The sequence below is a fragment of the Lactiplantibacillus sp. YT640 genome, assembly GCF_049745435.1.
In the GTDB taxonomy this organism is placed as follows: domain Bacteria; phylum Bacillota; class Bacilli; order Lactobacillales; family Lactobacillaceae; genus Lactiplantibacillus; species Lactiplantibacillus plantarum.
Genome location: NZ_JBMNVY010000011.1, coordinates 25,222 through 39,829 on the forward strand (window position 1 = coordinate 25,222; position 14,608 = coordinate 39,829).

Sequence of the window (14,608 nt, forward strand, 5' to 3'; positions counted from 1 at the left end):
AACCGTTAAAGTTAGTGGTCGAGACCAAGTGTAGCGCTACTTGGACCAGCCTTCAGTCTGATTACAAACACATCGCACGTGATATGCCATAAAGATCGATTAGTTGGTCGAACATCAGCGTTAGTGTTGATGACGGATTCAAGCGGTAACCAATCTAATGAACATCTTTACAATCCATAACTTGGGGAAATGACCATGAAACCAAACACAACTTATGCGGTAGTTGATATTGAAACTACTGGAACTAGTGTGAAGGACGGCGACCGGATTATTCAAATCGGTTGCGCGTTTGTTAAGAATAATAAAATAATTAATACATTTGCCACGGACGTTAATCCGTTAACAACGGTTCCGGCCGTTATCGAGAATTTAACGGGGATCAGCAATGCACGGGTGCGCAAAGCACCACCCTTTGATGATCTGGCTGGTACGGTATACAGCTTATTACAAGGGACTGTTTTTGTCGCCCACAACGTGAACTTTGACCTGCCATTTATCAATTCAGAATTGCAGCGTGTCGGTTATCCAGAACTACCAATTCAGGCCGTTGACACTGTGTCTCTTAGCCAAATTCTGTTACCGACTGCTTCGAGTTTTCGGTTGCGGGACTTGAGTCACTTGCTTGCGATTGACCATAATCATCCGCATTCTGCGGATAGTGATGCAATTGCTACGGCCCATTTGTTTATCACGTTACAACAGCGGCTCGCACACTTACCATTGATCACGTTACAACAAATGGTGCAATTAGCACCGGAGTTACCACGTGAAACGGCTGACTTGTTTGCATACGCCTTTCAACAGGGCAAACAACATCCACAGCAGTTACCAACTGACTTAGTGATCAAAAACGGGCTCGCTCTGCGTAAACAGCGATTGCCACAGCAAGCCGCGGGTCGTAAAGCGGCACGCTATCCGTTGACAAAAGCACAAAAGCAGCATATCTTTGGTGATCGCTTGACTTATCGGCCACAACAGGCCCGGATGATGAACCAGATTTATCGGCACTACTCAAAACAGTCTGCTGAACAAGTACCATTGTTGATTGAAGCACCGACCGGAACGGGTAAAACACTCGGGTATTTGCTGCCACTTGCCTACTTGGCACAGGATGGTCAACAGGTGGTCGTTAGCACGGCGACGACGGTCTTACAGACGCAGTTACGTGATCAGGGCGTGGCGTTGTTGAATCAGTTGTTGCCTAATCCTGTGACGGCGGTTGTGATTAAGGGTAATCAGCATTACGTTGATTTAAACCGGTTTGCCCGTGGCTTGGCGTTGCATGAACATTCGAAGCAAACGCAATTATTGAAGTTGCGCGTGCTAGTGTGGTTGACGATGACAACGACTGGTGATCTGGATGAATTGCACTTGAGCACGTATCAAGCGCCGTACTTTAGCGAAATCGCCCATCATGGCGTGGCCTCGTTGAAAGCTGATGACCCGTTTTTTAAAGAAGATTTCTTACGCTTTCGGGATCAATTGACCGCGCAAGCGACTTTTATCATTACCAATCATGCCTACCTGATGCGCCACGTGGCCCAATTGGGTAGCCGTCAAGAGCGGCCACTGCTGGTTCTTGATGAGGCCCAGCATCTGGCAGATGGTGTCGTTCGTGACTCACGGCAGACCTTTGATTTCAATGGCTACATGGCGACCTGCCACAGCTTGATCAGTCGCATTGACACGGAACATAGTCTAAATTTACGGGCACTGTTCGCGGAACAACCACAGGCCGATTATCGTCTGAAATTATTAGATAATTCATTGAATGATACTGACCTACACCTGCAACAACTGCAGGCGGCGCTAGCTAGAACGTTTGTACCAGCACAAAAGGGCGGCAATCAGCCTGCTGAATTAGGAATCACCACGGATCAGTTGACTGATTTCTTTGCGGCCCACAATCCGCTGATCAAACAATTACAAACGGCCATCGAAAACTGTTTTTTACAGTTTCAACAATTAAATGAGCAGTATCAACATGATCAATCGCAAATCTTGCCTAGTGAACAACACGTCCTCGACGACTTTGACAATCGTCTTCAACATCTCCGTCAGGGCTATGAGTTATTACAAACGTGGTTAGTGCCAGCTTCGCGGGAACAACGGGTCTTCTGGGTGAGCCTTAATCAATGGCATGATCGCGGCAGCCTCACGCTCGCGGGTAGCTTGATCGATACGCAAGGGTATTTTAAGACGCAACTATATCCTTACTTCAGTGCGCCACTATTAACTGGTGCCACGCTATTTGCCACTGGGAAATCTCAGTACGTTTATTCGCAATTGGATATTGACCAAGCAACGGCTAAGCATCACCGATTATCAACACCGTTTGATTTAGAACACCAGGCACGGCTATTCGTCGCTACGGATGCTACTGCGGCGGAAGCACCCAGTGGCAAGCAGCGCGTGGCATACTTGACGCATGCGATTCACGACATCGTGATGGCAGCGCCTAAGCAAACGTTGGTCTTGTTCAATTCACTGAATATGATTGAAGCAGTCTTTTACAGTTTGCATCAAACGGATCTACCTGGTGATCGCGAAATTTTGGCTCAAGGCGTCAATGGTAGTCGTGAAAAGCTGCTTCGGCGCTTTATGCAGGGGGACGATGCCATTCTCCTGGGTGCCGGTAGTTTCTGGGAGGGGATCGACTTGCCACAAGAACAGTTGGAATTGTTGATCGTCACGCAATTACCGTTTGAATCGCCCGACCAGACGACAACCAAGGCCCGTTATCAACAACTAAGGCAAGCACAACTCAATCCGTTCTATAACGAAGCGTTACCGAAAGCGGCATTGAAGTTACGTCAGGGAATCGGCCGGTTGATTCGGACGGATGAAGACCGAGGGGCAGCGGTGATTCTCGATGACCGTTTGATGACGAAACGATACGGGCAGACGATTCTTAAAGCTTTACCGAAAACGTTGCCGCCCGCAACCGGTTCATTGACGATGATTACGCAGGAACTTCAAAGTTTTTTCAAAACTAAGTAAGAAACCATTCCGCAATCAGTTAAATTTGCTATAATTAATTTATCTGTTTTTGAAAGGAAGAGCATATGCGAGTTCAACGTAGAAGGCGCCCTGAGCGACTCATTATGATTATTCTGGTCGTCATTTTAGCTATTATCGTGGCGGTCTATGGCACGTTATGGGCCGCACAACGGCCAATGCACCAAGCCCAGAAGACGGCGTATAGTCTGGCCGTCAGCAAGGGCAAGCTAAAGACCACGACGGCCTTTTCACAGTACAATGGCACCAGTAGTTATTACGTCGTTACGGGAACGTCGAGTAAAAATGTTCCGGTATACGCGTTAATTAACGCGAATAAACATCATAAAACGACCGTTATCAAACAGTCCGCTGGGATTTCACGTACGAAAGCCTTGAAAAAGGTCTGGTCTAAACGCAATCCTAGCAAGGTTATCAAAGCGACGCTTGGGAAGTATGATGGGACGGTCGTGTGGGAAATTACGTACTTGAACCAGAAAAAGAATTTATGTTATGAAATTTTGCAGTATTCTAATGGAAACCAGCTGAAATCAATTATTAACATTTAAGGTTAAAGGAGTGCGGATGTACATGGAATTATCGCGTAAAGTAATGCAGGTTCAACCGTCAGCGACATTGAAGATCAGTGCGACTGCCAAGCAAATGATGGCGGACGGCGTTGACGTTATCAATTTAGGAATCGGTGAACCGGATTTTCAGACCCCGGATAACATTAAGCAAGCAGCCATTGATAGTATTCAAAATGGTCAAGCGAGTTTCTACACACCGGCAACTGGATTACCAGCTTTAAAACAAGCCATCAGTCAGCGAATTGAGGCTGACCATCACTACCATTTTGATCCTAATCAGATCGTCGTAACGGATGGCGCAAAAATGGCGTTGTTTACGTTATTCCAAGTTATTCTGAATCCCGACGATGAAGTGTTATTACCAGTCCCATACTGGGTCAGCTATTCGGAGCAAGTTAAATTAGCTGGTGGTGTGCCAGTCGAAGTTAGCACCGATGAACAGTTGCGGTTTACCACTGCTGATTTGGAAGCGCAGCGGACGCCTAAGACGAAGGCCTTAGTCTTGAATTCGCCACAGAATCCATCCGGTCTGGTTTTCAGCCGTGCAGAATTGACGGCGATCGTGAATTGGGCCGTTGAACACGACGTTTTGGTAATTGCGGATGAAATTTATGAAAAGTTATTATATAACGGTAATGAATTTACATCCGTGTTAGAATTAGATGATGCTAATATGGATCACGTGGTTTTGATCAATGGGGTTTCAAAAGCCTATTCCATGACTGGTTGGCGTATCGGATATGCTGCCGGGCCACAAACCATCATGGCTAAGATGGGGGTCGTGTTAGGTCACGCTGCTAGCAACCCAGCCGCCGTATCACAATATGCTGCGATTGAAGCTTTTAGTGGTGACCAATCATCTGTTGAAACGATGCGTCAGGGCTTTGAAGCGCGGTTAAACGAACTATACCCACTGATCGAGCGTTTACCTGGGTTTAAGATGCCTGCTGGCAAACCAGCGGGAGCCTTTTACTTGTTCCCAGATATTACGGAAGCATTGCGTTTAACAGGCTATGCAGATGCACCGGCCTTTGTGACGGCAGTGTTATTAGAAGCCCATGTCGGTTTAGTGCCTGGAGAGGCGTTTGGCATGCCCGGTTGTTTACGGTTAAGCTATGCAACTGATATCGATTCCTTGCGAGAGGCCCATCGACGGTTACAAAAATTTATGACAGAAAAAATTGCTGAACAAGCAAAGTAATTGGAGGATGTAAGTAAATGGTGCAACAGATCAACATTATCGATGCTAAGGACCATGTCGACGAAAAAGTAAAGATTGGGGCTTGGCTCACTAATAAACGTTCAAGTGGTAAGATTGCCTTCCTACAATTACGTGATGGCTCCGCCTTTTTCCAAGGTGTCGTTGTTAAGAGCCAAGTTAGCGAAGAAGTTTTTGAACTCGCTAAGGAAGTTAAGCAAGAAGCCAGTATGTGGATTACGGGTGTGATTCATGAAGACAGTCGTTCAAAGTTCGGTTATGAAATCGAAGTTGAAGACATTGTAGTCGTTGGTGAAAGTGAAGAATACCCAATTACGCCTAAGGAACATGGGGTGGACTTCTTACTAGATCACCGGCATCTATGGTTACGTTCTAAGCGGCCATGGGCAATCATGAACATTCGTAATGAAGTCATTCGCGGAACGTATGAATTTTTTAATCAAGAAGGTTTCATTAAGATGGACTCACCAATTTTGACTGGGAGTGCACCTGAAGGGACAACTGAATTGTTCCATACTGAATATTTTGATCGGGATGCCTACTTATCACAGAGTGGTCAGTTATACGCCGAAGCCGGAGCTTTGGCCTACGGAAAGGTCTTTACTTTTGGCCCAACATTCCGGGCTGAAAAGTCCAAGACTCGGCGGCATTTAATTGAGTTCTGGATGATTGAACCAGAAATGGCTTTCATGCATCAAGAACAAAGTTTGGAAGTTCAAGAACGTTATATTGCCTTTCTTGTTCAAGGTGTGATTGATCATTGTCAATACGCACTCGACATTTTAGGTCGTGATGTTGAAACGTTGAAGAAGTACACCAAGTTACCTTATCCACGAATCAGTTACGATGAAGCCATTGAATTGTTGAAAGAAAATGACTTTGACGTGGATTGGGGTGTTGATTTTGGTTCACCAGAAGAAACCTTCTTGGCTGATCACTTCGATCAACCCGTCTTCGTTTTGAATTACCCGAAAGCCATCAAGCCATTTTATATGAAGCCGCATCCAACCCGGGACGACGTGGTGATTTGTGCGGATTTATTAGCCCCAGAAGGCTATGGTGAGATTATTGGCGGGTCAGAACGAGCAACTGATTACAATTACTTACTTGACCAGATCAAACAAGCCGGCTTAAATCCAGACGACTATGCTTGGTACTTAGATTTACGTAAGTATGGTAGTGTTCCTCATGCTGGTTTTGGTTTGGGACTCGAGCGATTCTTGACTTGGATTACGGCCGAAGATCACGTGCGGGAGACAATTCCGTTCCCACGGTTGTTGAACCGGATTTACCCGTAAACTTTAATTGAAGGTTATTTTTATTAAGAGCGTGGGACCTAGTCCCACGCTCTTAATAGTGAAAGGATGATAACGAGATGGAGTCCTTAGCTGCCGCGTTAGTGAATGATGGTCAAACGACCATTGCGAACGCATTATTGGCCCACTATCGTGAAATTGGGGTCACAAACGATGAATTATTGGTTTATTTGCAGTTCAAACGGTTAATTGATCAGGGTAATCAATTCCCAGATGCTGCGGTAATTGCCAAGAGTTTAGGTGAATCGACAAATGCCGTTTTTCAGCGGCTACATGAAATGTTAGCCAAAAAATTGCTGACGATTGAATCGATCACGGCTGATGACCAAAAAATTCATGACCGTTATAATTTTGACGGCCTGTATGATAAGTTAGCAGTTGCGCTCAAAAAGCAGCCAGTTAGCACTCAAGCTTCGGAACAAGCCACGAGTGAAAACAGTCGGCAAAAGGTTTTTCGGGCAATTCAGACGGAATTTGGCCGTGACTTATCACCGATCGAAATGGAAAGTATTAGTAAGTGGTTCGACGAAGACCATTATGAACCGGAAGTTATCGAATTGGCATTGCGGGAAGCAGTTCTGCGTCAAGTCTATAACTTGACGTATATGGACCGAATTCTGTTGAACTGGCAGAAGCGTAACTTAAAAACGGCTGCCCAGGTGGAAGCAGAGCGCCAACGCAGTATTGAGCAACGCTTGAATTCCGCTCCGCAACCACAACACCAGACGGGCGCAAATGCTGGTCCGAAGATTCCGTTATTCAAATTAGGTGAAGACCAGTCTTAAACACTGTGCTGAAAAGCTTATCGGGGAAAACTGATTTTAAATAAAGTGGTGGCGATTGCCTGTGCGAGGCGTCGCTACCACTTTGTTTCGGGATGGGTTAGTCGTTGTTTCATATCAATGGCGTTTGCCCACGTCATTGGCGCAGCGTACTGAGGTTAAAACAGGACCACCAGGATTTCCTGTCCTGGTAAGCCGGTGGGATGCACATCATTGGACCAAAATCAGTGGGCACCACTATAAATTAAAAAATGGTTATAATTAAATGTTGACTTCTCATTAAAATAGCGCAATACTGTAAACAACCAAGTAAATATATTAATAAATACGTCTAAGATGAGTAGCCGTTGTTGGAATGCCTTAGAGAACTGCCGGTTGGTGCGAGGTAGCCATTTCGCAACGTTGAAGATGGTCTTATAATGCAAGTTTCAACGCTGAGCTGACGGGGTTAAGCGTTGACGGCTACGCCCGTTATGCGGTTAGAGTCTCGCTAAGAATTTTCAGTGGCGGTACTTGAAGTGCGGTGGCCTGTGAGGGTCATTTGAAGTAAGGTGGTAACACGGAAAAACGTCCATTCGTCCTTAATCTGATAATCAGATTAGAGACGATGGGCGTTTTTTAATGGGAGGAAGCAGACTATGACAGAGGCAATCATTGATTTAAAAGACATCGCAGTGACTTTTGACGACGGGCACCAAGTCGTTCACGCGGTTCAAGATGTCAATCTACAGATCCAGACGGGTGATATTTATGGCATTATTGGATATTCCGGCGCTGGCAAAAGTACCTTGGTACGGGTGATCAATTTATTACAGTCACCGACAACGGGCCAGGTAGTCGTCAATGGCCAGGCCTTACAAACGCTATCGCCAGCTGCATTACGTCAAGCCAGGAAACACGTTGGGATGATTTTTCAACACTTCAACTTGATGCAATCACGGACCGTGTTGGGAAACGTTATTTATCCATTATTGGGTCAAAAAATTAGTAAACAGGACCGACGCGCCAAAGCATTACGGCTACTGAAGCTCGTTGGGTTAACGGACTATGCGCAGACCTACCCAGATAAATTATCTGGTGGGCAGAAACAACGGGTGGCAATCGCACGGGCACTAGTCACTGACCCGCAAATCTTGATTTCTGATGAAGCAACTAGTGCGCTTGATCCAAAGACCACGGCGGCAATTCTTGAGTTGCTACAACGGGTCAATCGCGAGCTAGGGATTACCATTGTCCTCATTACGCATGAAATGCAAGTCATCAAGAGTATTTGTCATCATGTCGCCGTTATGGCTGATGGGCGGATTATTGAGCGGGGCCCCGTTGCTGAGGTTTTTACAGCCCCCAAAGCACCTCTGACCGTTGATTTTGTGGAAACATCTACCAATGTTCGGGCCGCCATTCAGCGAATCACGAAAACGATTAAATTGAGTGAATTAGCAGCGGACCAAGAGCTGATTGCGTTCAAATTCTTTGGTCAATCAACAAAGCAGGGAATTGTCTCGCAGTTATCGCAGACGCTGGGGGTCGACGTTAACATTTTGTTTGCCAATATCGACCAGATCGATGGTCAAAATGTTGGTGACATGATTGCGATTATTACGGGGGATTTAACGGCCTTCAATGTGGCGGTCACTAATATGTCGGCTCAAGGTGTCCACACTCGCATTATCAATGAAGAAGTTGTGAAGGGAATGGTGGACTAATGACAGCATTAATTCCGAATGTCTTACAAATGAAAGCTGAATTTATTCAAGCAACGTTAGAGACCCTCTATATGACCGCAGTTTCCGCGCTGGTTGCAGGAATACTGGGGTTGGGTTTAGGGGTACTGTTAGTGGTGACACAGCCCCATGGCATTTTAGCTGATGGCCCCTCGTATCAAGTGTTAGACAAGCTAACCAACTTACTCCGTTCGGTGCCATTTATTATTCTGTTGGCCGTAATTTCGCCGTTGACCAGCTATTTAATCGGAACAACGGTGGGGACCACGGCATCGTTAGTCCCACTAGTTTTTGGTGTTTTTCCTTTTTATGCCCGGCAAGTGCAAAATGCGTTACTCGATGTTGACCAAGGAATCGTTGAGGCTGCTCAGTCCATGGGATCTAGTCCCATTGCAATTATTTTTCGGGTTTATTTGAAAGAGGGACTACCTGATTTGATTCGCGTCTCAATCGTGACGGTGATTAGCCTGATTGGTCTGACGACGATGGCTGGTGCGATCGGTGCGGGCGGCTTGGGTGATATTGCAATCAGTATTGGTTACGCTCGCTTTGAAAACGACGTGACGTTTGTCGCAATGATCATCATTTTGATCTTAGTCTTTGCTGTACAGCTGTTTGGTGATTGGCTCGTTAAGAGCGTCACACATCATTAATAAAGGGGGAATTAGCCGATGAAACGATTAGCATGGTGGTTGATTGGTATTGCTGCAATTGTTGGTATTTGTGTGGGATTACATGAAATAACGAGTTATTCGGCCCGTACACAACAGAGTGCCACGATTACGGTCGGATCAATGGGATCGGACTATGAAGTCTGGCAGCACATTGCTAAAAGCCAAGATGCCAAAAAGATGGGCTTAACGATTAAGGTTAAACAAATCACGGATGGTGTTCAGCTGAACAAGGCCACGGTGGACGGTAACGTTGATGTGAACGCCTTTCAGTCCTGGTCATATTACCAAACTTATAATCAGCAGAATCCCAAGGCCAAGTTGGCGGCGTTAGGAACGACTTATTTGGAACCAATGGGAATCTACTCCAAAAAATATCAAAGCGTTGATGAAATTCCGGATGGCGCTACGATTGCAATTGCTGACAATCCCTCACAAGCTTCGCGAGGCTTGTTACTGCTCCAAAAAGCGGGCCTGATCAAACTGGCAGCTAATTTTGGTGTCTTAGGTTCAGTGAAGGATATTACAAGCAATCCCCGTCATCTGAAATTCAAACAGATCGATGATACTACTGGTCCCCGGATCATTAAAAGTGTCGATGCAGTTTTGATTTCGAATACGGTTGCTTTGGAAGGACATTTACACGTTTTACGGGATTCGATTTTCCACGAAAGTCTGAATAAGAGTACTAGGGATAATGTTAATATCTTAGCAACGGCCGCTAAGAACGAGCATCGTGCTAGTTATCTTAAACTAGTTAAACTTTACCATCGGGCGGATATTCAAAAGTATATCAAGCAAAAATATTACGGTACTAAGATTAACATCAATAAACCGCTATCTTATTTTGACAATTAATAAGCATATTGGGTGCTGGATGATTATAGATAAGTTATGATTATGATAATAAATGTTGTAACTCATTGAACTTATCAGGAGGTCTCAACCATGTATAAACGAATCCTAGTCCCATTAGATGGTTCCGATAATGCTTATTATGCACTTGAACATGCGATTGCCTTAGCGAAGGTTTTTGACTCCCAGTTATTTTTATTGAATGTCATCGATGTTAATCGATTTGGCGTCTACAGTCCAGATGTTTTTACGAGTGCGGCGCCAGATATGATGAGTTTTGATCAAGCCCAGAGTAAGAAACTGTTGGAGCGGGCCCAGGATCAAGTTGCAGCCCATCAGTTGCACGCCGAAACAATTCGGCAAACTGGGGTACCCAAAGTGACAATTGCGGTCGATGTTCCCAAGGCTCAAAATATTGATTTGATCGTGATTGGTCGCTCTGGGACTAATGCGATTTCTCGCCTGTTCTTAGGTTCAACGACAGCGTATGTTGTTCGTAATACGGAGGCTAACGTCACCGTTGTTAACATGCCGAATGATGAAGCTGAAGAGGTTGAACAAACCGGTGATGTTTCGGCCGATGATTCTAAATAACTTGTCAGTGATGATTGAAGCTGGTCACACGACGTCAACATTGACGCTCGTGCGACCAGCCTTTTTAGTTTGGGATAGGCGATGACGAAAAAACAAAGTCGTTTTCCGCTACTGACGATTACCGATTTGAGTGCCAACTGATGCCGTTTGGCTGGCGTACTGGCTTAGTAGCTGATTGCAGGTGATTAGCTGCAATCAGTCCAATGAATGTCAGTGCTACCGTTAATACCGCTAGGGCCATACCGGCGGCCGCTTCACCTTGTTCGAACGATTGATAGATAAATGTTGAAACGGTCGTCATACCGGAAGGCAGTAACAATAGGGCAACGACTAATTCACGACTCGTGGCAATGAAAGCCATCACAAAGCTGTTGAGTAGCGCGGGCCATAGAATCGGAAGTGCAATTTTTAGGATAATGCGGCCGAAACTAGGTTCGAAGATGCGTGCGCTAGCCAGCAATTCCGAGTCAAAGGCCTTGAGGGCGGTCGTCAAGTATTGCACCGTTGTTGGTAGAAATAAGGTGACATCCGCGATCAGGAGGATGGTTAGGGTGCCGTATAATTTGGTGAACGCCAGCACCTGTGAAAAGAGCATCATTAAGCTCAATGCTAAGACGACGTTTGGAATTGCGAGTGGCAATGCGCCCAAGGTATGACATAACTGTCGCAGCCACTTGGGAAAACGTTTTGTTAAACTCCCAACGCTCAAGAATAAACCAACGATCACATTGAGACTGCTAATCAGTAATGCCAATCCGACGGTCGTAACAATGGCCTGCCAGGCAGGACTATCAAAGCGTAAGAGGTCTATATAGTGTACAAGTGTCAAATTAGACGGACTCCAACCAAGACTGCGTTGTTTGAGTAGCGATTGGAGCACGATGGCACTGAATGGCAGGACAATAGCAATACTGATGACTAGGGTGACGAAAGTGCCTGCTAATGTTGTCACTCCAAGCTGCCGATATTGTGACGCTGACCGTTGTCCGGTGAACTTAACAGCTGGCCGGCGTAACAACCATTGCTGGATACCCCAGGCAATCAGGGCAATGGTCAGTAGGAGGGTGCCGGTGAGTACCCCGTTTTGGAAATCTAAGGGCCACTGGTTGAGGTCCTTTTGAATCGTAGTCGTCAGAACTTCGAAGTGGATGCTCCGACCAAAGGTGGCTGGCGTTCCAAATTCAGCCAAGGTTTTGGTAAAGACTAAAATCCATACAGCTAAGTATGGGACTAACATGATTGGTAATGTGATTCGCACTAGTCGTTGCCAGGTGTTGACCCCATGAACTTCGGCCGCTTGAAGCCAGCGCTGGTTGAATTGCATGAGGGCTGCGCGTAAGCCTAAGTATGCCACGGGATACAAATGCAGACTCATGATAATGACCATCCCGAACGGTGAAAATAGCCACTGAAATTGGTGGTGCCAACTCGGATTAAGCTGAGCCAGTAATCCGTGTGGTTGAAAGAAATATAACCAGCCCATCGCGTTAATATATGGTGGTGTCATGAATGGCACTAACAAGAGCCAATGCAACCAGGCGAGCTTTGTTAAACGGGTGTGCGTCATGATCCATGCCAAAGGGGTGGCTAGCAGGGTTGTCCCGACGACCGTGCCCCCACTGAGGAACAGACTGTGTTGAATGCTCACACGGTTGGTTGGCTGCGTCAGTTGTGACCATAGCTGGCTTGGCGATTGCCCGACTAGTGTTTGACCAATCAGGGCGACTAACGGGCCGATAATCAGAGTTGCCAACAAGCAACTGGTGATGATTGATAAGGACAAGCGGATTTGATGATTACTCATTGGCTAAAGACCTGATTGAATGCGACAACGTTTTTAGTCAGGGCCGCGTTGGCACTGGTCCAATTGACCGTGTAGGCTTTGATGGCTTCGCCATTGCGTGGATCGGTCAAAGTGCTCGTGGTACCCGGAATTAAGTTACTTTTTTGAATTTGTCTTTGAACTTTAGCTGATAAGAGATAGTCAATAAATTGTTTGGCAGCGGCTTGATGACGACTAGCCTTCAAAATCATCGCCGGTCGTGGATTGACCAAAGTCCCACTCTTAGGATAAACGAAACCAATTTTTTCGCCTTTTTTAATAGCTGTTAGACTCATGTAATCGACCCCACCAAAGACGGCGATTTTTTGGCCAGTGATGACTGCATCGAGTACTTCCTTGTTAGCACCCCCGATATCGGCACCGTTTTCTTGAAGGGCTTTAAGTAGTTGCGTACCGTGTTTCATTTGATAAGCGTTAATGAAGTCCAAGCTAGAACCAGAGGTTTGGGGGTCCGGAATGGTCACTTGATTGCGATACGGAGTGGTTGTCAAGTCAGACCAGTCTGTCGGTGCCGATTTGATGTGCTGCGTATTGTAGGTGATGCCGACTGCCGAAGCACTGTAATTGATCAACTGGTGGCTAGTATCTTTAAATTGTTTATTCAGGTGTTTAGCTTGAGAAGGCTGATAGGTTAATAGCTGGCCATTCTTTTGTAAATCGACGCCAGCGGCCATTGAAGCTAAAATCAGCACATCAGCTTGGGGATTGCCTTGCTCGGTCTTGACCTTACTTAAAATTTTCCCGGTCGTGCCGTCAAAACTTTTGACTTTAATGCCAGTTTTGGCTTCAAAACCGTGGATGATTTGATCAGAAAGGGGTTTAGGTCCAGCAGCGTATACTGTTAAGACTTGTTGACTGGTTTGCGCATTGGCGGTTAACGTTTTTTTCTGATGTTGATTAACATAAAGCGACGTGCCAATTGCGAGCACGCCGAGCGTGGATAATGTGATAATTGCTGCTTTAGACATGTGAGTCAACTCCTAAAAAGTTAGTATTTGATGTGGATCGATGCTTAATGTGATCGGTGCAGTGGTATAGGGTAGCTGGGTCTTGACGTGCCAATCATAGGCGCCGACTTGAACGTAAGTATCAAAATGATCGCCCATAAAGGTTGAACGCTGCACCAAGCCTTGGTAAGTGGGCTGCTGAGTACCCGTTTGACTGACTGCGACATATTCCGGGCGAATGGCCTGGTGCGCGTTGATCTGATTAAGGGTGCCCATAAAATTGGCGACAAATTGAGATTTTGGCTGTTGGTACAGCTGTGCTGGTGTGCCCGTCTGCACCACGTTGCCCCCTTGCAGTAATACGAGGTGGTCGGCAACTTGCAAGGCTTCTGGACGGTCGTGAGTTACAAAGATGGCCGTCAGATGCTGGTCGTGAATCAGGGCGCGAATTTCTAATTGAAGCCGTGTGCGCAGTTCGGGGTCAAGCGCACTTAAAGCTTCGTCGAATAAAATCAAATCCGGTTGGGTCGCTAGTGCCCGTGCAAGGGCGACCCGTTGCTGTTGCCCGCCAGAAAGTTCACGTGGATAACGATGTCGGAAGTCAATCAGACTAACTTGTTCGAGGGCCCAGTTGACTTGAGCAGTCAATTCCGGCTTGGTCAGATGCTTTTCTAAAGCGAAAGCGACATTTTCTTGGACCGTCATGTGCGGCCACAGGGCAAAGTCTTGAAAAACCATCGCCAAGTGCCGCTGGGCAGGGGGCTGATTCCAATGAGTCGCGGCGTCAAAAATGGGCTGATTATCAAATGAAATTTGACCACTGTCAGGTGTCGTGAGACCCGCAATCATGTTTAAGAGCGTTGATTTGCCGGAACCGGACGGGCCAATTAATGCCGTGATTTGTTGATCAGGAATCGTCAGACTGAGTTGATTGATTACCGGACCTTGAAAACTTTTGGATAATTCGTGTAGCTTAATGGCAACCACGATATGCAACTCCTTTGTCTTAATTGGTTTGCTCAGTTTATTAAGTTACTTTGTATTGTAGTGGTAATTCGCCGTGTTAACGT

At 46.1% G+C, this 14,608-nt stretch carries 12 protein-coding genes; 9 read left to right on the top strand and 3 right to left on the bottom strand.

The features are described from left to right. Positions 1 to 195: 195 nt before the first annotated feature. The 9 genes from ACOV1R_RS08730 (at position 196) to ACOV1R_RS08770 (ending at position 10,748) form a co-directional block, all read left to right on the top strand. Positions 196 to 3,000, top strand: a complete 2,805-nt coding sequence (locus ACOV1R_RS08730; RefSeq protein WP_003645087.1) for a helicase C-terminal domain-containing protein — start codon at positions 196 to 198, stop codon at positions 2,998 to 3,000. A 65-nt stretch (positions 3,001 to 3,065) separates the two neighbouring features. Continuing rightward, positions 3,066 to 3,566 carry a DUF5590 domain-containing protein gene (locus ACOV1R_RS08735; RefSeq protein ID WP_003644363.1) on the top strand — a complete coding sequence of 167 codons (501 nt, stop codon included), beginning with the start codon at positions 3,066 to 3,068 and terminating at the stop codon, positions 3,564 to 3,566. Between the two features lie 22 nt (positions 3,567 to 3,588). After that, positions 3,589 to 4,788, top strand: a complete 1,200-nt coding sequence (locus ACOV1R_RS08740) for a pyridoxal phosphate-dependent aminotransferase (RefSeq protein WP_016511714.1) — start codon at positions 3,589 to 3,591, stop codon at positions 4,786 to 4,788. 20 nt (positions 4,789 to 4,808) lie between these two features. Further along, entirely contained in the window at positions 4,809 to 6,104 is a 1,296-nt protein-coding gene (gene asnS / locus ACOV1R_RS08745) for an asparagine--tRNA ligase (protein ID WP_015640374.1), read from the top strand. A gap of 77 nt (positions 6,105 to 6,181) precedes the next feature. Further along, entirely contained in the window at positions 6,182 to 6,907 is a 726-nt protein-coding gene (locus ACOV1R_RS08750) for a DnaD domain-containing protein (protein ID WP_015380331.1), read from the top strand. 635 nt (positions 6,908 to 7,542) lie between these two features. Further along, a complete protein-coding gene (locus tag ACOV1R_RS08755) occupies positions 7,543 to 8,610 on the top strand; it encodes a methionine ABC transporter ATP-binding protein (RefSeq protein WP_064578218.1) in 1,068 nt (355 codons plus the stop codon). Beyond that, entirely contained in the window at positions 8,610 to 9,281 is a 672-nt protein-coding gene (locus ACOV1R_RS08760) for a methionine ABC transporter permease (RefSeq protein WP_021357115.1), read from the top strand. Before ACOV1R_RS08755 ends, ACOV1R_RS08760 begins: the two co-directional genes overlap by 1 nt. Before the next feature lie 18 nt (positions 9,282 to 9,299). After that, positions 9,300 to 10,157: a MetQ/NlpA family ABC transporter substrate-binding protein gene (locus ACOV1R_RS08765; RefSeq protein ID WP_015380333.1), complete on the top strand. Its 858-nt coding sequence runs from the start codon at positions 9,300 to 9,302 to the stop codon at positions 10,155 to 10,157. Between the two features lie 90 nt (positions 10,158 to 10,247). Then, a complete protein-coding gene (locus tag ACOV1R_RS08770; RefSeq protein WP_003645081.1) occupies positions 10,248 to 10,748 on the top strand; it encodes a universal stress protein in 501 nt (166 codons plus the stop codon). Positions 10,749 to 10,866: 118 nt separating this feature from the next. Here ACOV1R_RS08770 and ACOV1R_RS08775 read toward each other — a convergent pair whose 3' ends face one another. The 3 genes from ACOV1R_RS08775 to ACOV1R_RS08785 are packed head-to-tail and all read right to left on the bottom strand — an operon-like array spanning position 10,867 to position 14,525. Further along, complete coding sequence (locus ACOV1R_RS08775) at positions 10,867 to 12,552, bottom strand: ABC transporter permease (protein ID WP_003645080.1); 1,686 nt, start codon at positions 12,550 to 12,552, stop codon at positions 10,867 to 10,869. After that, a complete protein-coding gene (locus ACOV1R_RS08780; RefSeq protein WP_003645079.1) occupies positions 12,549 to 13,559 on the bottom strand; it encodes an extracellular solute-binding protein in 1,011 nt (336 codons plus the stop codon). Before ACOV1R_RS08780 ends, ACOV1R_RS08775 begins: the two co-directional genes overlap by 4 nt. Before the next feature lie 12 nt (positions 13,560 to 13,571). Continuing rightward, complete coding sequence (locus ACOV1R_RS08785) at positions 13,572 to 14,525, bottom strand: ABC transporter ATP-binding protein (RefSeq protein ID WP_003645078.1); 954 nt, start codon at positions 14,523 to 14,525, stop codon at positions 13,572 to 13,574. Positions 14,526 to 14,608: the final 83 nt, after the last annotated feature.